Annotated in this window: 26 protein-coding genes; 13 read left to right on the forward strand and 13 right to left on the reverse strand. The window is 66.5% G+C overall.

The window, feature by feature from the left end:
- Positions 1–959: TldD/PmbA family protein (locus RMN84_RS08615; protein WP_309611766.1), on the reverse strand; the 959-nt coding region annotated here is incomplete at its 3' end.
- A gap of 17 nt (positions 960–976) precedes the next feature.
- A complete protein-coding gene (gene ubiA / locus RMN84_RS08620) occupies positions 977–1,906 on the reverse strand; it encodes a 4-hydroxybenzoate octaprenyltransferase (protein ID WP_309611767.1) in 930 nt (309 codons plus the stop codon).
- A gap of 205 nt (positions 1,907–2,111) precedes the next feature.
- Between ubiA and RMN84_RS08625 the strand changes: the two genes are divergently transcribed.
- Complete coding sequence (locus RMN84_RS08625) at positions 2,112–2,567, forward strand: hypothetical protein (protein WP_309611768.1); 456 nt, start codon at positions 2,112–2,114, stop codon at positions 2,565–2,567.
- 68 nt (positions 2,568–2,635) lie between these two features.
- Here RMN84_RS08625 and RMN84_RS08630 read toward each other — a convergent pair whose 3' ends face one another.
- Complete coding sequence (locus tag RMN84_RS08630) at positions 2,636–3,160, reverse strand: DUF4402 domain-containing protein (RefSeq protein ID WP_309611769.1); 525 nt, start codon at positions 3,158–3,160, stop codon at positions 2,636–2,638.
- A gap of 157 nt (positions 3,161–3,317) precedes the next feature.
- Between RMN84_RS08630 and RMN84_RS08635 the strand changes: the two genes are divergently transcribed.
- The 7 genes from RMN84_RS08635 to RMN84_RS08665 all read left to right on the forward strand — a co-directional run bounded on the left by RMN84_RS08635 (position 3,318) and on the right by RMN84_RS08665 (position 10,465).
- Positions 3,318–4,091 carry a 16S rRNA (uracil(1498)-N(3))-methyltransferase gene (locus RMN84_RS08635; RefSeq protein WP_309611770.1) on the forward strand — a complete coding sequence of 258 codons (774 nt, stop codon included), beginning with the start codon at positions 3,318–3,320 and terminating at the stop codon, positions 4,089–4,091.
- 10 nt (positions 4,092–4,101) lie between these two features.
- Positions 4,102–5,472 carry a glutamate--cysteine ligase gene (locus RMN84_RS08640; protein WP_309611771.1) on the forward strand — a complete coding sequence of 457 codons (1,371 nt, stop codon included), beginning with the start codon at positions 4,102–4,104 and terminating at the stop codon, positions 5,470–5,472.
- Positions 5,473–5,483: 11 nt separating this feature from the next.
- Positions 5,484–6,440, forward strand: coding sequence for a prolyl aminopeptidase (pip, locus tag RMN84_RS08645; protein ID WP_309611772.1), 957 nt, complete (start codon positions 5,484–5,486; stop codon positions 6,438–6,440).
- 53 nt (positions 6,441–6,493) lie between these two features.
- The gene (locus RMN84_RS08650; protein WP_309611773.1) at positions 6,494–7,483 is read left to right on the forward strand and encodes a PAS domain S-box protein; all 990 of its coding nucleotides are present in this window, start codon (positions 6,494–6,496) and stop codon (positions 7,481–7,483) included.
- A gap of 33 nt (positions 7,484–7,516) precedes the next feature.
- The gene (gene purL / locus RMN84_RS08655; protein ID WP_309611774.1) at positions 7,517–9,766 is read left to right on the forward strand and encodes a phosphoribosylformylglycinamidine synthase subunit PurL; all 2,250 of its coding nucleotides are present in this window, start codon (positions 7,517–7,519) and stop codon (positions 9,764–9,766) included.
- A 127-nt stretch (positions 9,767–9,893) separates the two neighbouring features.
- Complete coding sequence (locus tag RMN84_RS08660) at positions 9,894–10,091, forward strand: type II toxin-antitoxin system VapB family antitoxin (RefSeq protein WP_309611775.1); 198 nt, start codon at positions 9,894–9,896, stop codon at positions 10,089–10,091.
- Complete coding sequence (locus RMN84_RS08665; protein WP_309611776.1) at positions 10,088–10,465, forward strand: type II toxin-antitoxin system VapC family toxin; 378 nt, start codon at positions 10,088–10,090, stop codon at positions 10,463–10,465. Before RMN84_RS08660 ends, RMN84_RS08665 begins: the two co-directional genes overlap by 4 nt.
- Here RMN84_RS08665 and RMN84_RS08670 read toward each other — a convergent pair.
- The 4 genes from RMN84_RS08670 to RMN84_RS08685 form a co-directional block, all read right to left on the reverse strand.
- On the reverse strand, positions 10,462–10,896 hold the full coding sequence (locus RMN84_RS08670; protein ID WP_309611777.1) for an Hpt domain-containing protein: 435 nt from the start codon (positions 10,894–10,896) through the stop codon (positions 10,462–10,464). The two genes, RMN84_RS08665 and RMN84_RS08670, sit on opposite strands and share 4 nt — an antisense overlap.
- A 123-nt stretch (positions 10,897–11,019) precedes the next feature.
- Positions 11,020–12,420, reverse strand: a complete 1,401-nt coding sequence (gene der / locus RMN84_RS08675) for a ribosome biogenesis GTPase Der (protein ID WP_309611778.1) — start codon at positions 12,418–12,420, stop codon at positions 11,020–11,022.
- Between the two features lie 44 nt (positions 12,421–12,464).
- Positions 12,465–13,793 (reverse strand): PQQ-binding-like beta-propeller repeat protein, encoded by a 1,329-nt coding sequence (locus RMN84_RS08680; protein WP_309611779.1) that lies wholly within the window; start codon positions 13,791–13,793, stop codon positions 12,465–12,467.
- A 10-nt stretch (positions 13,794–13,803) separates the two neighbouring features.
- Positions 13,804–14,514 carry a tetratricopeptide repeat protein gene (locus RMN84_RS08685; RefSeq protein WP_309611780.1) on the reverse strand — a complete coding sequence of 237 codons (711 nt, stop codon included), beginning with the start codon at positions 14,512–14,514 and terminating at the stop codon, positions 13,804–13,806.
- A gap of 196 nt (positions 14,515–14,710) precedes the next feature.
- Here RMN84_RS08685 and RMN84_RS08690 point away from each other — a divergent pair, with 196 nt between their 5' ends.
- On the forward strand, positions 14,711–15,343 hold the full coding sequence (locus RMN84_RS08690; RefSeq protein ID WP_309611781.1) for a hypothetical protein: 633 nt from the start codon (positions 14,711–14,713) through the stop codon (positions 15,341–15,343).
- Positions 15,344–15,373: 30 nt separating this feature from the next.
- Here RMN84_RS08690 and panB read toward each other — a convergent pair whose 3' ends face one another.
- Positions 15,374–16,255, reverse strand: a complete 882-nt coding sequence (gene panB / locus RMN84_RS08695) for a 3-methyl-2-oxobutanoate hydroxymethyltransferase (RefSeq protein WP_309611782.1) — start codon at positions 16,253–16,255, stop codon at positions 15,374–15,376.
- A gap of 165 nt (positions 16,256–16,420) precedes the next feature.
- On the opposite strand from panB, the gene RMN84_RS08700 reads away from it, so the two are divergent.
- On the forward strand, positions 16,421–16,765 hold the full coding sequence (locus RMN84_RS08700) for a hypothetical protein (RefSeq protein WP_309611783.1): 345 nt from the start codon (positions 16,421–16,423) through the stop codon (positions 16,763–16,765).
- A gap of 37 nt (positions 16,766–16,802) precedes the next feature.
- On the opposite strand, the gene RMN84_RS08705 is transcribed toward RMN84_RS08700, so the two are convergent.
- The 3 genes from RMN84_RS08705 to RMN84_RS08715 all read right to left on the reverse strand — a co-directional run bounded on the left by RMN84_RS08705 (position 16,803) and on the right by RMN84_RS08715 (position 18,901).
- Positions 16,803–17,237 (reverse strand): hypothetical protein, encoded by a 435-nt coding sequence (locus RMN84_RS08705; protein ID WP_309611784.1) that lies wholly within the window; start codon positions 17,235–17,237, stop codon positions 16,803–16,805.
- A gap of 56 nt (positions 17,238–17,293) precedes the next feature.
- Positions 17,294–18,592 (reverse strand): fumarylacetoacetase, encoded by a 1,299-nt coding sequence (gene fahA / locus RMN84_RS08710; RefSeq protein ID WP_309611785.1) that lies wholly within the window; start codon positions 18,590–18,592, stop codon positions 17,294–17,296.
- A 99-nt stretch (positions 18,593–18,691) separates the two neighbouring features.
- Positions 18,692–18,901 carry a hypothetical protein gene (locus RMN84_RS08715; protein ID WP_309611786.1) on the reverse strand — a complete coding sequence of 70 codons (210 nt, stop codon included), beginning with the start codon at positions 18,899–18,901 and terminating at the stop codon, positions 18,692–18,694.
- A gap of 197 nt (positions 18,902–19,098) precedes the next feature.
- Here RMN84_RS08715 and RMN84_RS08720 point away from each other — a divergent pair, with 197 nt between their 5' ends.
- Entirely contained in the window at positions 19,099–19,347 is a 249-nt protein-coding gene (locus RMN84_RS08720) for a DUF2171 domain-containing protein (protein WP_309611787.1), read from the forward strand.
- A 20-nt stretch (positions 19,348–19,367) separates the two neighbouring features.
- Here RMN84_RS08720 and RMN84_RS08725 read toward each other — a convergent pair whose 3' ends face one another.
- Complete coding sequence (locus RMN84_RS08725; RefSeq protein WP_309611789.1) at positions 19,368–19,580, reverse strand: hypothetical protein; 213 nt, start codon at positions 19,578–19,580, stop codon at positions 19,368–19,370.
- A gap of 37 nt (positions 19,581–19,617) precedes the next feature.
- Here RMN84_RS08725 and RMN84_RS08730 point away from each other — a divergent pair, with 37 nt between their 5' ends.
- Positions 19,618–20,268 (forward strand): MOSC domain-containing protein, encoded by a 651-nt coding sequence (locus RMN84_RS08730; RefSeq protein ID WP_309611790.1) that lies wholly within the window; start codon positions 19,618–19,620, stop codon positions 20,266–20,268.
- 51 nt (positions 20,269–20,319) lie between these two features.
- Here the strand turns inward: RMN84_RS08730 and RMN84_RS08735 are convergent, their stop codons facing one another.
- Entirely contained in the window at positions 20,320–21,177 is an 858-nt protein-coding gene (locus tag RMN84_RS08735) for a hypothetical protein (protein ID WP_309611791.1), read from the reverse strand.
- Between the two features lie 180 nt (positions 21,178–21,357).
- Between RMN84_RS08735 and RMN84_RS08740 the strand changes: the two genes are divergently transcribed.
- Positions 21,358–21,894: a thermonuclease family protein gene (locus RMN84_RS08740; RefSeq protein ID WP_309611792.1), complete on the forward strand. Its 537-nt coding sequence runs from the start codon at positions 21,358–21,360 to the stop codon at positions 21,892–21,894.
- The last annotated feature ends 39 nt before the right edge of the window (positions 21,895–21,933 follow it).

The raw sequence follows: 21,933 nt of genomic DNA on the forward strand, positions 1-21,933 counted from the left end.
TCGGCCAGCCAGCCGGTCAGCACGCCATCGGCGATGAGGTCGCTCGCGGCCGTCGGCAGGCCCTCGCTGTCGAACGCGCGCGACCGCAGGCCGCGGATGCGATGCGGATCGTCGCGGATGATGATCCCGGGCGCGAAGATGCGCTGGCCGAGCCGGTCCTGCAGGAAGCTCGCCTTGCGGGCGATGCTCGATCCGGTGATCGCGCCGGCGAAATGTCCGAGCAGCGAGGTCGCGACGCGCGGATCGAACAGCACTGCGATCTTGCCGGACCCGCACTTGACCGGGTCGAGCCGGGCGGCGGCGCGGCGACCGGCCTCCGCGCCGACCTCGGCCGGGCCGCGCAGGTCGGCGAGGAAGCGGACGCTGTCATAGTCATAGTCGCGTTCGAGTGCGCCCGCCTCGCCAGCGATGACGCTCGCCGACACGCCATGCCCCGACCCCTGCCGCGCGGCGGCAAAGCCGTGCGAGGTGGCGATGGCCATGACCGACTCCGAGGCCGAGGCGCTGCCCCCGCCGCTGTTCGACACGCGCGGTACCGCCAGCGCTGCGGACTCTGCCGTCAGCGCGCGTTCCTTGAGCTCGGCGGGGCTGACCTCGACCGGGTCGTAAAGGTCGAAATCGGCGGCTTCGCCGGACTGAAGCATTGCGGCCGGTGCAAGGCCGGCATAGGGATCCTCGGGCGCTTGCCCCGCCATCGCCAGCACCCGCTCGACCAGCGCGCCGAGCGTGTCGGAGTCCAGTGCTGACGAAGCGACGCTGGCCGAGCGCTGGCCGACGAAGACGCGCAATCCGATATCCTCGCCTTCTGACGACGAGACATCCTCGAGCGCACCCATGCGCACTTTTACCGATTGCGAGCGGTCGGCGATGTAGACCGCGTCGGCGGCGTCGGCACCGGCCTTGCGGGCGCGGTCGACAAGGGCGGCGGCAGTGTCGCGGGCGGCGTCTGGGGTCAGCATCGGGAGCGATTAGAGCTTCAGCCCGTCGCCGACAAGTTTTCCGCTGACAAGCCAACGCTCAGCATGGCGAGGAACACGAGCAGCCCGCACGTCCGGTTCGACCGGAACAGCGCCAAGGCTCCGGCGGGATTGGTCGGGTCGGTTCGCACTGCCTGCCAGCCGAGGTGCAAGGCGGCCGGGAGCAAAGCCAGCAACGCCAGCGGGCGTGCGTCGACGAGGTGGATCGCCACGCTCCATCCCGCCAGCGCCAGGGCATAGAAAATGCCGACGCCGAGCGCGGCATGACGGCCGAGGCGGCGGGCGGATGATTTGACCCCGACCAGTGCGTCGTCCTCAATATCCTGGATCGCGTAGAGCGTGTCATAGCCGACTACCCACGCGAGGCTTCCCGCCCACAGCCATAGCGGTGCGGGGTCGATGGTCCCCGTCACCGCCGGCCAGCCGACGATCGCACCCCAAGAGAAGACCAGCCCGAGCCACGCCTGCGGCCACCAGGTGATGCGCTTCATGAACGGATAGGCGGCGACCGGCAGCAGCGAGGCCAGCGCGGCAATCTGGGCCGTCCGGCCAAGCTGGAGCAGGACGACCAATCCGACGAGGCACAAGGCGATCGCCAGTGTCCAAGCGGCGGCAAGGCTGGTGCGGCCATTGGCGAGCGGGCGCAGCCGCGTGCGATAGACCTGCCGGTCGAGATCGCGGTCGACGATGTCGTTATAGACGCATCCCGCCGATCGCATCGCAAAGGCACCGAGCCCGAGCCAGGCAAACAGTGCCCATTGCCCGCCGACTCCGGCGAGCGCGACGCTCCACGCGCACGGCCAATAGAGCAGCCAGCAGCCGATCGGCCGGTCGAGCCGCATCAGCGAAGCAAGCGGGCGGAGCGGCGCGGGCAGGCCGCCAATGAGGCCACGACGCTCGCTGTCCGGAACCGTCTCGATCGCGCTCATCCAACTGTCCTAGCCAGCCGCGCCGCCAGGTGAAAGCGGCTTGTTCGGCGGCAACCATATCCGAAGCGGAGCAATGGTTAAGTCACGCCACACTCACGCAAATTACGAACGACCCAAGTCATCGACGTCAGTCGCGGGCGGCGTTCAGGGATTGAAAACAGTGAAACCACGCGAGCCCCGACGAAAGGTCTTCATTTCAGCGCGAATGCGTTGCGACGGGCGGTGGAGCGATGTCCGCGTCCTGGACGCTGCGTCGCGCGGGTTCCTCATCCACGCGCATCAACCACCGCAGAGGGGCACCTATGTTGAACTTGGTCGCGGTCCCCGGACCTTCGTGGCGCGGGTCGTCTGGTCGCATCACCAGCGGTTCGGCGTCCGCACCCAGGACAGGATCGACGTCGACGCCTTCATCGATTCGCCCTCGTCAAAGCAGTTGGCGCGGGCCAGGCGGTCAGACACGGCGGCGATCGAGCGCCGCTCGGCAAATCGGCGGCGCGAAGGGGTGAGAGAGCGACTGGCGCACAGCCAGGCAAGGGCCCGCACGCTGGAATATTTTTCGATCGTCGCGGTTAGCGGAATCGCCGCGACGGCGTTTATGGAATTGGTGCAGCAGATCTTTGCCGGCCCTGTAGCTGCCGTTTCATCGGCGCTCGCTCATTAGGGTCGGTCCATCACGCATGAGAATGGGCGGCCGCGTTGCCGCGACCGCCCACTTCTGGTCAGAACGGCTTATTGATAACTGGCGGTCAGGTCGAACTGCGCCGTGTACAGGCCATTCGCCTGGCTCGCGGCGATGGCGAAGTTACCGCCGACGCCGACCGAGAACGCCTGGGTCGCGCCGATCGTCCGGCTGGCGCCGCCCGAATCGAGCGACAGGCTGGTCACGCTCAACGTGTCAGTTGCGTTGCTGGTGCTGACGAGCAAAGTCGGCGCGGCCAGCGTCAGCAGAACGAGCTGGTTGGTCGTGCCGGCACCGGCGAATTCGGCGCGGCCACCCGGAGCGGTCGGAACTTCGGTAATCCCGCCAGTCGACGAGCGCGCGCCGGTGTCGGCGTCGATCGAGACGGTTCCGGCGACGGCGCTGGCGATGATCGTGCCGAAGTCGAGATCGCTGACCTTGGTCAGGGTCAGCGGCTGGAGCACTAGGCCACGAGCTTCGGCGGAAGCGGTTGCGCTGATCGCGGCGGCGGCCGGCGTGGCCGAAACGAGAAGTGCGGCAATCGCCGCGAGCTTGTAAGTTGTCTTCACTGTCATGTCCCCACTTGGTTTTGAGAATTGCGTCTATGACGGGGACAACTCAAGACATGCGTAACAGCAATGGTTTGCTACCTATTTACCTTATTCGGTTTATTAATGGCGTGGCGACAGTTGGACGTGGCGGGAAAGCGGCGCCGGCGCTAGACGATCGACGATGCCCGCCACCCCCGCCTGGCCGCCGCGATCGCTGATCCGCCTGTTCGTGCGTGAATCGCTTGCCCCGGGCGCTCAGGTCGAGCTTGATTCCGCCCAGGCTCATTACCTCGGCAATGTCATGCGGCTCGCGGTCGGCGGCGAATTGCTCCTGTTCGACGGACAGTCGGGAGAATGGCAGGCGCGCGTTGCCGAGGTCGGCAAGAAACGCATGACGCTCGCCGTCGACCGGCGGACGAAACCCGCCGAGGCGGTGCCGGACCTGTGCCTCGCTTTCGCCCCGGTCAAGCGGGCGCAGACCGAATGGCTAATCGAAAAGGCAACCGAGTTGGGCGTCGCCCGGCTGCAACCGGTCATCACGCGGCGGACGATCGTCGAGCGGATCAAGCTGGAGCGGCTCGAGGCAATCGCAATCGAGGCGGCGGAGCAATGCGGCCGCACGCTGCTGCCGTCGATCACCGATCCGATCCCGCTCGATCGATTGCTGGCAGGCCACGACGCGGGACGGATCCTCTATTTCGCCGACGAAACTGGCGGCGCGACTTTGGCAGAAACGATCAGACCCGGACCCGCGACCATCCTGATCGGCCCCGAAGGCGGCTTCACGCCCGAGGAACGCGATGCGATCCGTGCCACGCCCGGCGCGCGCACCATCTCGCTCGGTCCGCGAATCCTGCGCGCCGAAACTGCGGCGCTCGCCGCCATCACGGGGTGGATGGTGCTCGCCGGGGACTGGCGGAGTCCCGGGCTGGCGCCGTCGCTGCGCGACAGCTAGTGGCGCTTCCATGACCACGCGCACCGACACCTCCGAAACGCCGCTGATCGAGGGGCGGGACGATCTCCTGTCGGTCTTTTCGGGGGGCGAGAAGCCGCGCGACAAATGGCTGATCGGGACCGAGCACGAGAAATTCGTCTATCGCACCGCCGACCATCGCGCGCCGTCGTATGACGAGCCCGGCGGCATCCGCGACCTGCTGATGGGTCTGACCGAGTTTGGCTGGACGCCGGTGATCGAAAGCGGGAACGTCATCGCGCTGGCCGGCATGGACGGCACGATCAGCCTCGAGCCGGCCGGACAGCTCGAACTGTCGGGCGCGGCGTTGTCCGATCTCCACGCGACCTGCGCCGAGGCCGGGCGCCATCTCGACCAGGTCAAAGCGGTCGGCGACCGGCTCGGTATCGGTTTCCTCGGGCTCGGCATGTGGCCCGACAAGACCCGCGCCGAGCTGCCGGTGATGCCCAAGGGGCGCTATGCGATCATGCTCAATCACATGCCGCGCGTGGGTTCGCTCGGGCTCGACATGATGCTGCGCACCTGCACCATCCAGGTCAACCTCGACTATGCGAGCGAGGCCGACATGGTGAAGAAGTTCCGGGTCGGCTTGGCGCTGCAGCCGGTGGCGACCGCGTTGTTCGCCAATTCGCCGCTGACCGAGGGCAAGCCCAACGGCTTCAAGAGCTTCCGCAGCCACATCTGGGAAGACACCGATCCGCACCGTACCGGCATGCTGCCGTTCGTGTTCGACGACGGCTTCGGCTATGAGCGCTACTGCGACTATGCGCTCGACGTCCCGATGTATTTTGTCTTCCGCGATGGCAAATATATCGACGCCGCAGGCAAGAGCTTCCGCGACTTCCTCGACGGCCGGCTCGACGTCCTGCCCGGTGAAAAACCACGGTTGAGCGATTGGGTTGATCATCTCTCAACCGCTTTTCCCGAGGTTCGACTGAAGAGCTTCCTCGAGATGCGCGGAGCCGATGGCGGGCGTTGGGGCCGAATCTGCGCGCTGCCGGCGCTGTGGGTCGGGCTGCTCTACGGCTCGAACGCGCTCGACGCGGCGTGGGACCGTGTCAAGCATTGGACGATCGAGGAGCGCGAGGCGCTGCGCCACGCCGTCCCGCGCCTTGCCCTCGAAGCCCCGGTGCCGGGCGGCGGGACGATGCGCGACCTTGCCCGCGAAGTGCTCGAAATCGCCGCCGCCGGCCTGACCGAACGCGCCGAATTGAACCTGGCGGGCGACAATGAAGGTGGCTTCCTCGACCCCCTGCGCGAAGTGGTGGCGAGCGGCATGACCTTTGCCGACCGGTTGCTCGAGCGCTTCGCCGGTGAATGGAACGGTGACGTGTCGAAGGTTTACAACGAGTTCAGCTTCTGATGGAGCAGGCCATGACCAATCGCCGCACCCTCTACCCCGAGATCGAGCCGCGCGAGAGCGGCATGCTAAATGTCGGCGACGGCCACTCGCTCTATTGGGAGCGCAGCGGCAATCCCGCCGGCAAGCCGGTCGTCTTCCTCCACGGCGGCCCCGGCGGCGGCTCCAGCCCGGCGCACCGCCGCCAGTTCGATCCGGCGCGCTACGACATCCTCGTCTTCGACCAGCGCGGCGCGGGCAAGTCTACTCCTCACGCCAGCCTCGACGCCAACACGACGTGGCACCTTATCGACGACATCGAGCGGCTACGCACGCATTTTGGCATCGATCGCTGGATGGTGTTCGGCGGGTCGTGGGGCTCGACGCTGGCGCTGGCCTATGCCGAGACTCATCCCTCGCGAGTCACCGAACTCGTCCTGCGCGGCGTGTTCACCTTCGACCAGGCTGAGGTCGACTGGCTGTACAAGGAGGGTGGGGCGTCGTCGCTTTATCCCGACGGCTGGGACGAGTTCGTCGCCCTGATTGCCGAGGCCGAGCGCGACGACCTCGTGACCGCCTACCAGCGCGTGCTGACCGGCGGCGACCCCGCGGCGCGCCTGATCGCCGCGACCGCGTGGAGCAAGTGGGAAGCGATTACCGTCACCCTCCTGCCCAGCGCCGAGACCGAGGAGCATTTCACCGACCCCGAGGTCGCCATCGCCGTTGCCCGGATCGAGAATCATTACATGGCCAATCGCGGCTGGCTGGTCGAAGGCCAGCTGCTCGACGGCGCGGCCAAGCTGCGCGGCATCCCCGGCGTCATCGTTCAGGGCCGCCACGACTGCTGTACCCCGCCGCGTGCCGCCTGGGCTTTGCACAAGGCGTGGCCCGAGGCGGAACTCAACATCATCCCCGACGGCGGGCATTTGTTCAGCGAGCCGGGCGTGCTCGACGGCCTCATTCGCGCGACGGATAAATTCGCAGCGGCCTGACTGGTCTCACGAAACTACTGGAAACGCGTGACTAAATAAGCGATGGAGGCGAAATGAATCTCGCCTGGGGGGCTTTGCACGCCGGACTTCAGTCCGTGCTCGACACCGCACTCGATGCGGTCGTCGTGATGAATGATGATGGCCATATTGTCGGCTGGAACGCAGTGGCCGAGCGGACCTTCGGCTGGACCGCCGCCGAGGCGATCGGCTTGACGCTGAGCGAAACCATCGTTCCGCCCGTTCACCGCCAGGGACACGAAACCGGTCTCGCCCACTTCCACGCCACCGGCGAAGGCCCGGTGCTGGGGAAGCGGATCGAGGTCGCCGCGCTGTGCCGTGACGGCCGCGAGATTCCGGTCGAACTGTCGATCAACGCCAGCGAGCAATTCGGTGAACGGCTATTCGTCGGCTTCTTGCGCGATATTTCTGAACGGTTGAATCAGGCCGAGCGCCAGCAGCGCATACTCCAGGAATCCGAGCATCGGGTGAAGAACATGCTGACCGTCGTCGCCGCGATCGCGCAGCAGACCGCGCGCGTCTCGCCCGACTTGGCCACTTTCAGCGAAGCCTTTTCCGGTCGCCTCCAGTCGCTCGCCCGCGCGCACCAGCTGCTGGTCGGCCGAACGGTCAGCGACGTCGCTCTTACCGCGCTTGCCGAACAAGTGCTCGGCGCCGACGTCGCCAATGGCCGCGCTCGCTTTGCCGGCCCCGAGATCCTGCTCGCCCCCGATCAGTTGCTCGGCCTGTCGATGATCCTTCACGAGCTCTACACCAACGCCGTCAAATATGGCGCGCTGTGCAGTCAGGATGGCGAGGTCGCGCTCGACTGGGAGATCGAGGAGGGCGAGGTCGTCATGCGGTGGGCCGAATGCGGGCCGGCATGCGAGCCGGAGGGAACCAGCAGCGGCTTCGGCCAGCGAATGATCGCGCTCAGCGTCAAGTCCGAACTCGGCGGAACGATCGAGCGCGACTGGCGGCCCGAGGGTTTGACCGTCGTTCTGCGATTCCCGCTGGCGCGCGCCGGAGTTGCAAGCACGGCCTAGCCTTTTTGGTCCGAGCCGCTAAGCGCTCCGGGCATGACCATCACGCCCCAAATCGTCGCCGAGCACGGCTTTTCGCCCGAAGAATATCGGAATGTGCTCCACGCCATGGGGCGCGAGCCGAATTTGCTCGAGCTCGGCGTCTTCTCGGTCATGTGGTCCGAACATTGCTCGTATAAATCGTCGCGCATCCACCTGAAGAAACTCCCGACGACCGCGCCGTGGGTGATCTGCGGACCCGGCGAGAATGCCGGGGTGATCGATATCGGCGAAGGACCGAACGGGACGAAGCTCGCCGCCATCTTCAAGATGGAGAGCCACAACCACCCCAGCTACATCGAGCCCTATCAGGGCGCGGCGACCGGGGTCGGCGGCATCCTCCGCGATGTGTTCACCATGGGTGCGCGGCCGGTCGCCAACCTCAATGCGCTGCGCTTCGGACAACCCGACCATCCCAAGATGCGGCACCTGGTCGCGGGCGTCGTCGCGGGCATCGGCGGCTATGGCAATTGCGTCGGCGTGCCGACCGTCGGCGGCGAGGTCAATTTCGACGCGGCCTACGACGGCAATATCCTCGTCAACGCGATGACCGTGGGCATCCCCGCACACGACAAGCTCTTCTATTCGGCGGCGTCGGGCGTCGGCAACAAGCTCGTCTATGTCGGATCGAAGACCGGCCGCGACGGTATCCACGGCGCGACCATGGCCAGCGCCGACTTCTCCGAGGATTCGGAGGAGAAGCGTCCGACCGTCCAGGTCGGCGATCCGTTCACCGAGAAATTGCTGATCGAGGCCTGCCTCGAGCTGATGGCGTCCGACGCGATCGTCGCGATCCAGGACATGGGGGCGGCGGGGCTGACCTCGTCGAGCGTCGAGATGGCGTCGAAGGGCGGCGTCGGCATCCGCTTGAACATGGACGCCGTGCCGTGCCGCGAGGAGGGGATGACCCCTTACGAGATGATGCTGTCGGAATCGCAGGAGCGGATGCTGATGGTGCTGAAACCCGGCCGCGAGGATTTTGCCGAGGCGATCTTCCGCAAGTGGGAGCTTGATTTCGCGATCATCGGCGAGGTGACCGAGGGCGGCCACATGGTGCTCGAATGGCAGGGCGGGACCGTCGCCGACATCCCGCTCGGCCCGCTCGCCGACGACGCACCGCTGTACGAGCGGCCCTACCTCAGCCAGGACGAGTATAAGGCGTGGGCCAAGGTCGCGCTGCTCGGCGATATCCCCGAATCGACCGACATCGCCGCCGACCTGCTCAAGCTGATGGCCTCCCCCGCCATCGCCTCGCGCCGCTGGATCTGGGAGCAGTATGACAGCCAGGTCGGGGCGGATACGGTACAAACGGGCGGCGACGCGGCGATCGTGCGGATCCACGGGACCAAGCGCGGGCTGGCGATGACCACCGACTGCACCCCGCGCTATTGCTACGCCGACCCGGTCGAGGGCGGGAAACAGGCCGTCGCCGAGGCCTATCGCAACCTGTGCGCGGTCGGCGCGACGCCGCTGGCGGTGACCAACTGCCTCAACTTCGGCAACCCCCAGCGGCCCGAGATCATGGCCCAGATCGTGGGATGTTTGCAGGGGATGAGCGAAGCGTGCGTGGCGCTCGACATGCCGATCGTGAGCGGGAATGTCAGCCTCTATAACGAGACCAAGAACGACGACGGGACAGGAAGCGCGATCTTGCCGACTCCGGCGATCGGCGCGGTCGGCGTGATCGAAGATGTCGCGAAGGCCGCCACCATCGCGTTCAAGGCCGAGGGCGAAACGCTTGTCCTGATCGGCCATAGCGACAGCTATGTCGGGCAGTCGCTGTGGTTGAGCGAAATTCATGGCCGTCGTGATGGTTTGCCACCCAAGGTCGATCTCGCCGCCGAGCGACGCGCCGGCGAATGCGTCCGCGCCCTGATCGCCGATGCACTGGTCAGCGCGGTCCACGACTGTTCTGATGGCGGCGCGGCTGTCGCTATCGCGGAAATGGCTTTGGCTGGCGGTATCGGGATGGCGATGACCGTGGTTCCACAAATCCCAAACCCCGGCGCGATCCTGTTCGGAGAGGACCAGGCGCGCTTCGTCGTCACGACGCGCGATTCGGCCGCCGTCCGCACTTCCGCCAACGCCGCTCAGCTATTCGCGATCGAGATCGGCACTACCGGAGGTGACGGGCTGAGCTTCGACCTGGTCGGGCGGGGCGGCGTTCAGTTCGTCCCCCTCGCCGACCTCCGCGCCGCGCACGAAGGCTTCTTCCCGACCCTCATGGGAGTGACGGCGGAATATTGAGTGCGGAATGCTCCCAGCATTCCGCAGATCATGTCGGGGGCATGATCGGCCTCAATCTTCCGTCATCACTGACGCCGCGCTGGCGTGATGCATTGAATTGCGCATCAAATGATGCTACTGAAATTGTATGCGCACTACGATCACCATCGACGATGAACTCCTCGCGAAGGCGATGGAATATACCGGTATCAAGGAGCGGGCGACCCTCATCCGCATGGCGCTAGAAGGCCTCGTTGCGCGCGAGGCTGGGCGGCGGATCGCGCGACTGGGCGGGTCCGACCCTGACGCTTGGGCGGCGCCGCGTCGACGGTCCGAGGCCGCGTGATCCTGGTCGATACGTCGATCTGGATCGACCATATCAACAAGGGCCCGGAAAAGCATCTCGATTACCTCCTTGCCGGAGAAAGTGTCGTCGTGCATCCGTTCGTGTTCGGCGAGATTGCGATGGGATCACTCAAGTCGCGGCGGACCCAACTCACCTTTCTGGGCGATCTGCATCGCGTCGAAATCGCTAGCGAAATCGAGGTCCGGAGCCTGATCGAAAATGAGAAGCTCTTTGGGACGGGCCTTACATATATCGACGCCCATCTTCTTGCGGCCGTCGTCGCGAATTTCATGGCCGGTCAGTTGCGATTGTGGACTCGCGACAAGGCGCTCCACGAACAGGCCATCCGCCTCGGCGTCGCCTACGAACCCTAAAGCCGTCCGAAATCCTGGTTGGCGACCTTCTTGTTGCCAAAATTCTGGTTGGTGCGGACCAGCAGCGGGTTGGTCGCCTTGTCGAACAGGTCGATCGTCGCGTCGAACAGCTGGCGCAGGCGGACCACGTCGGGGACCAACTCGTCGGGGAAGCGGTGAGTCTCGACGCACGACCGCGCGGTCGCCTCGATCGTCTCGGCGACTTCGGCCAGCGGTCCTGCACCGAACTGCAGCGATTCGCCCTTCAGCGTATGCGCCGGAATGACCAGTGCGACGCTGTTCTCCTCGTGCATCGCTGCCTCGATCGCGCGCACGCTCTTGATCCCGTCCTCGCGGAAATAGGTCAGGATGCGGATGAAGCCCGGGCCAAGCTCCGCCCGGCTCCGCTCGAAATGATTCCAGTCGACCAGGTCGAGGTGATCGTCGGTCACATATGGCTCCCAGACCCCGGACACGGGGCTCGCAATCCGCATGTCCTAATCCGCAAAGGGTAAAGGGAGGGTTATGATCGCGTGGCTTTACGAAGAGCTGAGGCTGCGGACCGTGCCGTTCTTCTAACGAGAAGCGGGGCGTCCGCCGCCGGGATTGGCGGTGTGATAGGGGTTTTTCGTCGCCCGCATCGACAGGCGCAGCGGCACCGGACCCAGCTTCAGGTCGCGCCGCATCGAGTTGATCAGGTAGCGCTGATAGCTGTCGGGCAGCTGGTCGACGCGCGTGCCGAAGATGACGAAGCTCGGCGGGCGCGACTTGACCTGGGTGATGTAGCGCAGCTTGACCCGCTTGCCGCCCGGCGCCGGCGGCGGATTGGTGTCGACCGCCTTCTCGAACCAGCGATTGAGCTCGCCCGTGGTAACGCGCCGCGACCACGCCTCGCGCAGTTTAAATGCCGCCTTGAGCAGCACGTCGATGCCCTTGCCCGACTTGGCCGACACGGTCAGCAGGGTGACGCCCTTAAGCTGGGACAGGCCTTCCTCCAGCGCCGCCTTGACCCCGTTGAACAGCGCCGACGCGCCCTCGGCAACGTCCCATTTGTTGAGCGCGATGATCAGCGCGCGGCCTTCTTCATGGACCGAGTCGGCGATGCGCAGATCCTGCGCTTCGAGCCCGCGCGTCGCATCGAGCAGGAGGACGACGACTTCAGCCATGTCGATCGCGCGGCGAGTGTCGAACGCCGACAATTTCTCCAGCTTGTCCTCGACCTTGGCGCGCTTGCGCAGGCCGGCGGTATCGACCAGCTGGACCGCGCGGGGCGTGCCGCCGTCATCGATCCATTGCCAGTCGAGCGTGATCGAATCGCGCGTGATCCCGGCTTCGGGCCCGGTGATCATCCGCTCCTCGCCGAGCATACGGTTGACCAGCGTCGACTTGCCGGCGTTGGGCCGCCCGACGATCGCCAACTTGAGCGGCGCATGCTCGTCGTCCACGTCGGCGTCGAGCTCGTCGCCTTCGACGACCTCGCGTTCGACGTGGGGGCGCAGCGCGTCGAACAGGTCGGCCAGGCCCTCGCCATGTTCGGCGCTGATCGCAAGCGGATCGCCCAGCCCGAGTTTGTAAGCCTCCAGCCGTCCGGCTTCGGCGCCGCGCCCTTCGGCCTTGTTGGCGGCGACGATCACCGGTGTGTTCTCGCTGCGCAGCCAGCGCCCGATTTCCTCGTCGAGCGAGGTCAGGCCTTCGCGCGCGTCATAGAGGAACAGCGCGACATCGGCATCGCGCACCGCCGCTTCGGTCTGCTGGCGCATGCGGCCGGGCAGGCTGAGCGGATCTTCGTCCTCATAGCCGGCGGTGTCCATGATGGTGAAATCCAGCCCCATCAGCTGGGCCTCGCCCTCGCGCCGATCGCGGGTCACGCCCGGCCGGTCATCGACCAGCGCGACGCGCCGCCCGACCAGGCGGTTGAACAGGGTCGATTTGCCGACGTTGGGCCGGCCGACGATCGCAACGATGGGGAGCGGCATGGGCGACCCCTGCCCGTCAGAAGGTCAGGGGTCAACCAAACCGATCAGCGATACGCCGCCAGTCGGCCGTTGTCGGTCAGCACGTACAGCGTCTTGTTCGCCACCACCGGCGGCAGGCTGACCGGCCCGCCGGCGTTGGTCTGGCTCTGGAACGAACCATTGGCCGGATTGATGTTAATCAGCGTCCCGTTAGATCCGGTCAGGATCAACCGCTCGCCGGCCATCACCGGCCCTTCATAGCCGACATAGCCCTTCTTGCTTTTGGCGCTCTTGTAGCGGGGCAACTGAGCGATCCAGCGGACCTTGCCGGTGGCGCGCGCGACCGCAACGACCTTGGCCTCGTCGGTCACCAGGAACACCCAGTCGCCGACCACGCACGGGGTCGAGATCCCGGCCAGGTTCAATTCCCAGATGCGCTGGCCGCTGACGAGGTCAAGCGAGACCATCCGCCCGCCCTGGCCCAGCGCGAATACCTGGCCGTTGTCGATCACCGGGTCGGCATCGACGTCGGACAGCGACGACACGCTGGTACGGATACCGGTGCGGGCGAGCGTGTCCTGCCACACCATCCGGCCATTCTCGTAGCGATAGGCGTTGAGTTCTCCCGACGAAAAGCCGGCGACGACCGTGCCCTGCGCAACTGCTGGCGCGCTGGTACCAAAGATGCCGGCGATCTCGAGCGCCGCAGCGTTCGACCAGTTGGTCGCACCATCGACCTGCTTCAGGCTGAAGATCTGGTTATCCTGGCTCATGACATAGAGCGTGCTGTTGACGACGGTCGGCGCGCCGCGCAGCGGTCCGCCCGGACGCACCTGCCACACCTTGGCACCGGTTCCGGCGTCGAGTGCGGCGACGAAGCCCAGCCCATTGGTCGCAAACAGCCGACCGCCGTCGACCGCAACGCCGCCACCGAACAGCGACGGCGCGCCGCGCGCCTCGGTGCCGAATTGGCTGGCCCACAATTGCGCGCCGTTGCGCTCGTCGAAGGCGCGGACGGTCGATGCGGTGTCGATCGTATAGACCTTGCCGCCGGCCACGACCGGGGCGGCGGCGAGCCGCGCGCCCTTTTTGTCGCCGGCACCGATCGACACGTTCCACACCTGGCCGAGCGAGGCACCCAGCGCGAGGTTGCCCGGCGCCTTGCTCGCCAAACCGCCCGGCTGCGCCCATTCGGTGTTGGCGGTCGCGGCCGGCAGCGACATCGGGATGGCGGCGGTCGCTTCGTCGACACTGATGTCGGACTCGGTCGACAGGATGGCGATGCGCTCACCGATCACCGGCGTCTTTTTCTTGCCGCCGCGGTTCAGCACGCTGCAGCCGCTGAGCGCCACGCCGATCATCAGCATGGCGGTCAATTGGCGAAGTCGGATCATCGGGCAGTCCTCATGGGGCGGGGGCGGTGGTGATGGGGGACAGCGCGGCGCTGGCATCGACGCCAAGCGTTCCGGCGATCTGCATGGCGCGGTCGCGGATCGTGTCCGGGACACCGCGATCGGAAGCGAGGGCGGCGAACAGGCGGCCCGCCTCGCTCTTGCGCCCAGCCTTGAGCAGCGCCAGCGCGGTCATTTCGCCGGCTCTGCCGAACCAGGGGTTACCCGGCCTGGTCAGCGGCGCGAGCCGAACGATCACCGCCTGCGGCTGAAGCGCGTCAAATTCGAGCGCGGTCTGGCGGATGGTGGCGAGGTCGCGCCACGGCGGGTCGATGCCAGTGTCAGCGGCGACCGCCTTGTAGATCGCAATCGCCTGCGGCCGGTCGTTCGATTGCAGCGCGACGGCCGCCTTCGTCAGCTTGGCCGACACGCTGATCGCGTCGCTATTGGCCTGCTCCAGTGTATCGAGCTGGCCCGGTACCGGGGTCAGATTGCCGCTGCCGATATTATCGATGGTGGCCGACATCACTTCGCTGTCGGTTGCCGCCTGCTTGGCCTGCTGGTCGCGCCAGAACAGGAAGCCGCCGATCGCGGCAAGCAGCAGGATGACGCCGACGATCGCCCATTTGCCATAAGCGCGCGCAGCGTCGCGAACCTGATCGCGTCGCAGATTCTCGTCGACTTCGCGGGTGAAGGTCGTGATGTCGTCAGGAGCAATCGCCAAGAGCCATCCTCGTCGGCCCCTGCGTGGGGGCAAGTTGCGTGGGAAACGCGACGCTTCCTTTCCCATCGGTGATGAACGGAAGCTGGCGGCGGTTCCTAGCGGGGAGGTCGGGGAAAGGCAAAGGCTGCGAATGGCGGATCGGAACAGGCGGTGCCCCCCGCTCGTTGCAGAGGCATACTGATTGATGGAGAATATCATGAGAGCCAAGCATCTGCTGGCGATTTCGATCGCCTTTTCGACCTGTCTCGCGCTGCCGACCGCCGCATCGGCCGAAGGAAAGACCGACCAGGCGCGCAAGGCGATTGCCGCCGCCCAGGCCAAGATCGACGCCGCCAATATCGTCGGCGCCGCCGGCGACGCCCCGCGCCTCCATGCCGATGCGGTGCGGATGCTCCACGTCGCGCAGGACGAGCTCAACCATCACTTGAAAGACGATGCGATCCGCGACGCGACTCGCGCATCCGAAATCGCCGACCGCGCCCTCGCCGCTTCGCAGCGCGAGCGCACCGACCAGCAACAGGCGACCACCGCCGCCGCGCAGTCGCAGGCATCCGACGCGAATGCCCGTGCCGCCGACGCGCAGGCGGCCGCTGCCACGGCCCAGGCCGATGCCGCCGCCGCCCGCGCTGCGCCGCCGGTGGTGATCCAGCAGGTCGCTCCTGCTGTTCCGGTGGCCCCCGCGACGACGACCGTCACCACGACCGAAAGCGACACCACGACGGCTGCTACTGTTGCGCCCGTCAAGAAGAAGGTCGTCCGCAAGCGGGTCGCGCATCGCAAACCAGCCGCGCATCGTCACACCACGACGACCGTCGTCACCACGCGCTGACGCCCAACCTGGGCTGGGCGCACGCCGCGCTCAGCCCTTGGGGCGGTACGTCTGTTCGTCGGTTGGGAAGCTGCGCGCCCGCACCTCGCTCGCGTACATTCCCGCCGCTGCCGTTACCCGTGACGCGATATCGTCATAGCGCTTCACGAACCGCGGAGTCCGCTCGAACAGGCCGAGCATGTCCTCGGTGACCAACACTTGCCCGTCGCACCGCGCCGATGCACCGATGCCGATCGTCGGCACCGCGACTGCGGCCGTAATGTCGTCGGCCAACTCCTCCATCACGCCCTCGATGACCATGCAGAAGGCGCCGGCATCGGCCACCGCCCGCGCATCGGCGAGAATGCGCTCCGCCTCCGCCGGGTTCTTGCCACGCGCCCCATATCCGCCGAGCTGGTTGACCGCTTGCGGGGTCAGACCGACATGGCCGATCACTGGAATGCCGCGCTTCGACAGGAATTCGATCGTCGGTGCCATTGCCTCGCCACCCTCCAGCTTGACCGCCGCGCAGCCGCTGTCCTTCATCACCCGCGCCGCACTCGCAAACGCCTGCTCGAGTGACCCCTCATAGGAGCCGAACGGCATGTCGACCGCGACCAGCGCGTGCCAGCTGCCGCGCACCACCGCCGCGCCATGATTGCACATCATGTCGAGCGTCACCGGTACGGTCGACGGCAGACCGTAAATCACCTGGCCCAGGCTGTCCCCGACCAGCAGCAGATCGCAATGTGGGTCGAGCAGCTGCGCCATCCGCATCGTATAGGCGGTCAGCATGACGATCGGCTCGGCGGTCGTGTAACCGTCGACTTTGGCGACCTTGCGCGACCGGATCGCTGGGACGGTCATCCGCTTACCAGGGACGGGCGTGGGGGTGGCGCGGCTGGTCGCCGTATCCATGGTGAAAGTCGACATGGCCACACTGTTAGCGAAGCGACCGACGTTCAACCAGTCCCGCCACGCACCCGGCTCACCGACAATCGCGGGTATTAACCAAATCAATGGCTTATTCGACCCTTGCCGCGTCCATCCCCCCTTGGACGCGGCAAGCTCCCTTTCCATCAGAACAAGGTATTTTCGATGATCCATCGCTTCATGATCGCCGCGTCGGTCGCTTCGCTTGCTGCGACCGCGCTGACGGCCCAGACCATGGCACCGCAGCCGGGCCCGGTCGTTCCGGCCGCTCCGGCGACGGCGGCCACTCCCGCCACGCCCGCAATCCCGGCTGATCCGGCGGCTGGTACGGCGGCGGTTCCGGCAACGCCTGCCACTCCGGCTGATCCTGCCGCCCCGGCGACTACGGCGACGGATCCGGCTGCTCCGGCTGCTACCTCCACGACCGTGACAACCGGCGACACGCTCGCTCCGGCGGATGCGACGACCACGACCACCAAGAAGCACAAGCGCAGCAAGCCCAAGGGCTGACTGTCCGGGCGCGCGGATTAACCTCCGCGCGCCCGTTCTATCGCAGCCAGTCGCGCTTCAGCGCCACGAACGCGAGCATGTAGATCGACGCGCCGACCAGGCAGATGATCAAGGGCACCACCAGCGCCGTCGGCGGCATCGCAGCGCGCAGTCGCGGTACGAACCACGGTGCGCTGAACTGGGCGATCACCGCCAGCAGCGACAGGCCGAGCAGCGGGATGCTCCACCGTCGCCGTATCGCCAGCGCCACGGCTCCGGCGAGCCCGGCAAACACCGCCACTGCATAGGCGATAGTGACCCAGCGCGGCGTCGCCGCCCACATCAGTTGCTGGTCGATCGGCAAGGCGGCAAGCGCCTGCGGACTGCGCAACGCATCCATCAGATAATTGGCGACCCCAAACAGCTCGAACAGGATCGCGCCGATCACGGCGATAGTGAACCAGCGCGGTGGCGTGGCGGTCGTTTCGGTCATCTTATCCCCCTCGGTTTCGAGCGGACGCTGCGCTTTCCGGCGTTGCCGCGCAAGCGTCAGGTGGCGGGCGCCGGCATCACGATCCCGCTGCACGTCCCGAACCCGATCCGCACCGCGCCCGGCGCCTCGCACCATGCGCTGAGGATCAGCTCGTCGCCATCCTCAAGGAAGCTGCGCACCTCGCCGTTGGACAGGGTCAGCGGGGTCGCGCCGCCCTGACTTATCTCCATTAGCGATCCGCGCCCGTCGTCGTTGGCGGTTGACAGCGTCCCCGTCCCGATCAGGTCGCCTGGCGACAGGTTGCAGCCGTTCGAACTGTGATGCGCGACGATCTGCGCCGCCGACCAGTACATCGCCGCATCCGCCTCACCGTGGCTCAGCCGGTGCGGCGCGGTCCTGGCCGCGCGCATCGCCGCCGTCGCCAGCGACGCCTCGATCGTGATCGCCAGCGCGCCGGTCGCGCGGTCGTCGGCATCGTCGAGATAGGGCAAGGGCGCGGGATCGCCCGCCGGCCGTTCGGGTATTGCCGAGCGGAACGGCAGGAGTGCGTCGCTCGTCACCATCCACGGGCTGACGCTGGTCAGGAAATTCTTGGCCAGGAACGGGCCGAGTGGCTGATATTCCCACGCCTGCAGGTCGCGCGCCGACCAGTCGTTGAGCAGGCAATAGCCGGCGATATGCTGCGCCGCCTCGCCGATCGGCACCGGTTCGCCCAGCGCATTGCCGCGCCCGATCCACAGGCCGAGCTCCAGCTCATAGTCGAGCCGCCGCGCCGGGCCATAGCTCGGTTCCGTCTCGTCGGGCCGCTTGCGCTGGCCATTGGGCCGGATCACCGGCGCGCCCGACACCCGCACCGAACTCGCCCGTCCGTGATAGCCGATCGGCACATATTTATAGTTGGGCATCAGCGGCTGGTCGGGCCGGAATTGCCGCCCGATGTTGGTTGCGTGGTGAATGCCGACGTAGAAGTCGGTGTAGTCGCCGATGCGGACCGGAAGGTGCATGGCGACGTCCGCCTGCTTGACCAGATGAGGTTCGACCGCCGCGCGCTGCGCGGGATCGCTCAGCAGGGCCGACAGGCGCCTGCGCAGCGCGCGGTCGTCACCCGGCGAGTGCGCCAGCCAGTCGTTGAGGACCGGCTGTGACAGTGCCCGCTGCCACGCCGGATCAAGCAGCCCCGCCGCCGCGCTGAGGTCGAGCATATGGTCGCCGATAGCGCAACCGATGCGCGGTTCGTCGCCGCGCAGAAACACGCCCAGCGGCAGGTTCTGGACCGGGAAATCGAAATGGCCATTGGCGCTGTCGACCCAGCTGCGCCGCGCCGGATCATGGGTTTCGTCCAGCCGCTGCACCATTGCTCCCCACCCTTGATTCGCTGAACGGCGGACTAGCTATGGCGAAAGGCAAATTCAAACCGGGCGCCGCTTTCTCCCGAACGCGCCGCCCGATTTGCTTCAGTTGGTATTGATGTTGAGGTCGATCTTGTCGGGTACCGTGATCGAAGTCGTCTTCGCTCCGCCCAGACCGAGCTGATCGCGGAACAGGAACAGCAGGCCGAGCACGATGACCAGCAGCACCACGATCGCCACGATTCCGCCACTTCCGCCGCCGCCGCCGGTTTCGATGATGGTCGTGTGTTCGACCGGTCCTTCATTGTCCGACATGCCGGGTCTCCCTGTTGAGCCGATAAGATTATGCTGGCGTAACAACTCGCGTGCGCCCGGCACGGTTCCGCCATGGGCCAAAGGCGTGCCGCGATGGAGCGAGTCCCCGTGTCTAAAGCGAACGCGTCGCGAAAGGCAGACGCATCCTTTCGGCCGTTTGCGGCGTTCAACCCGCATCATCCCAGAGGAGAGAGTTCATGGCCGGTTTCGAAGATATTCGCGAGCATATGGAAGTGATCGGCGCCGACGGTGTGCATGTCGGCACGGTCGATCATCTCGACGGTGACCGCATCAAGTTGACCAAGAAGGACAGCGCGGCAGGTCACCAGGATCATCATCACTATATCTCGCGCGGCCTCGTCGCCGGAGTCGAGGGCGACGAGGTGCGCCTGTCCGCCAACGGCGATGTCGCCGTGACGTTCGAAGAAGAAGAGAATCAAGCCTGAGCAAGCTTCGACGCAGGCGATCAGATCGAATTGATCGCCTGTGCCAGTCGCTGCTCGTCGTCGACCGTCACCGACGCGCCCGTCGCGTCGGTGGTGGCGGCGGCGTTGTTGCCGTCGTCGCCCGCGCCGGGCTGGCTGCCGGCGACGTCCCACGCGAACCACAATATCCCGGCCGCCCACAGCAGCGCCCACCAGCGGTTGCGGAAGATGGTCGAGGTCTTCATCGGGATCATGTCGCCAGCGTAGCGCAAAAGCGTTAACGCCAAACCTATGCAAACCTTTGTCCAGGCCGTGCTGACCGGACGGATCGACCCGCACTTCACCGCCGACGGCGAGAGTAGCGCGATCGCCAAGACGGCGGTCGAAGGCCCGCGCACCGTGACCCTGTTCGGGATCGAGGGCGACGAGCAGGCGGATCCGACCTGTCATGGCGGTCGCGACAAGGCAATCCACCATTATCCGCGCGAACATTATCCGCAGTGGCAGGCGGTGCTCGGCGAGATCGACCTCCTTGATCGGCCGGGCGCGTTCGGGGAGAATATCTCGACCCTCGGCTGGACCGAGGAGGACTTGTGCATCGGCGACCGGCTCAGGCTGGGCAGAGCGCTGGTCGAGGTGGCGCAGGGGCGGCAGCCATGCTGGAAACAGGGGCATCGCTTCGGTACTGCCAAGGTCGTCGCGGCGATGGTCAAAACCGGACGAACCGGTTGGTATTACCGGGTCATCGAGGAGGGCAGCGTGGCCGCAGGTGACGGCATCGCGCTGGTCGGCCGGGTCCATCCCGAATGGAATGTCGCCCGCGTCATCGGCCTACTGATCGGCGGGCAGCACCGCGGGCAGGGCGCGGCGCTACGCGAGCTTGCGCGGGTCGAACAGCTCGCCGATGGCTGGCGCGAACGGGCGCAAAAACTGGCGGGTTGAGGAGCCGAAGAGTCCCAAAGGTCGCAGTGCCCATGGGTTCGCGCGACACCATCAATCGACGTCCTCGATCGGCGTGATATCGCCGCCCATTTCGCCATTGCGATAGTCGATGAGGGTCGGATCGTCGCATGGGCAATCGGCGAAAGCGACATCGGACAAGTCGGCGGTGAGCGACGGCATCTGGACTCGTGCAAGCGCGCGCGGATCGGCGTCCTGCGGATGGGCGGCGGCGAGCGCGCGGGCGGCCGGGCCGCCGAACCGCAACGGATCGAGATGCGACAATAGCCAGGTGAGCAGCCGATCCGATGGCAGACGCCGCTCCATCACCAGTTCGCCATTGCGGTAGTAGCGCTCGGCGCGACCGTTGACGGCGCGGTCGAAGGCAATCGCAGTAAGCCGTGTGGCGGCAAGCGACTGCGCCGCATCCCAGGCGCGCGCAAAACTGTCGGCCCCCGCGCGGTTGCGCAAACGGTAGGCAGAGCGCGACGTGACCCCGGCGGCGGCCGACGCATGACCGACGGAACCGGTCAGCGACAATATCTCGATGAACCTTCGTTGCCGCGCGGCGGTCCAGCCGCTGAGGTGGTTGCGGCTGGGAACGGCGATAAAGTCGGGCGGCGAGGGGGCAGGATCGCTTGCGGGATCGGGCGGCGGACTCTTGGCGCGATCCAAGGTCGGCACGGTGACCGGAGCGATGACCGGCTCGATCTCCGAACAGGGCGGTATGGCGGACGCGGCAAGATCGTCCGAGTGGTCGATCGGCGGCGCGATACGCGCCCGGCTCTTGTCATCGGCAAGCTTGCGCCTGGCCTTCTCCGCACGGTCGCGCGCGGTCAGCGGCGGACTTCGCGAGAGGAAGGCCGCAATCTCTTCGGCGGTCGGTTCGACAATTTGCAAACGGCTGGCCATGACATCCTCTCGGTTCGGTCGTCAGCTATGGGTGAACCATATAGGATGCTGTAGGAAAGTGTTTTTTGCAGTCCCGGTTGCGGTCCGGGCGATCGTGCGTCACGGCGGGGCATGGGGAGGCTGTCGCCATTTCGCCGTCCGGGGCGTCGTCGCAACTGGTCGCGCGCGCGGGCTTATGGCGTGGCCGATGCGGGGCGGTCTGGCAATCTGCGCGGGCTGAGGCGTGGCCTGCTGCGCTGGCTGGTCAACCTGCGGCCGTTCTTCCTCGGCGGGGTGCTGCTGAGCATTTGGCCGGCGGTCGATCCGGCGCTGATCGAGCCGCCCGCCTTTCTGTCGACCGATCCCGAGCGGATTACCGAACGGTTTACCCGCTGCGGTCCGGGGCGGGCGCATGCCTGCGTTATCGACGGCGACACGATCAAGATCGGCCCGCGCAAGATCCGCATTATCGGCATCGACGCGCCCGAGACTCACCCGGCGCGCTGTCCCGAGGAAGCGCGGGCGGGCGAGGCGGCGACGGCGGAGTTGCAGCGGCTGCTCAACCAGGGGCCGTTCACCATGACCGGGCGGATCGACGACAGCCACGACCGGTTCGGCCGCGACCTGCGCGCGATCAGCCGGGCGCGGGCAGACGGGACGACGCAGTCGATCGCCGAGGACCTGCGCGCGGGCGGGTTCGTGCATCGGTATCTGGGGTACAAGACGGGGTGGTGTTAGGGATTTGCCCGTTCGAGCGTTTCGAGGTGAGCGCACAGG

Origin of the sequence: Sphingomonas sp. (genome assembly GCF_031380695.1) — a bacterium.
Lineage (GTDB): Bacteria > Pseudomonadota > Alphaproteobacteria > Sphingomonadales > Sphingomonadaceae > Sphingomicrobium.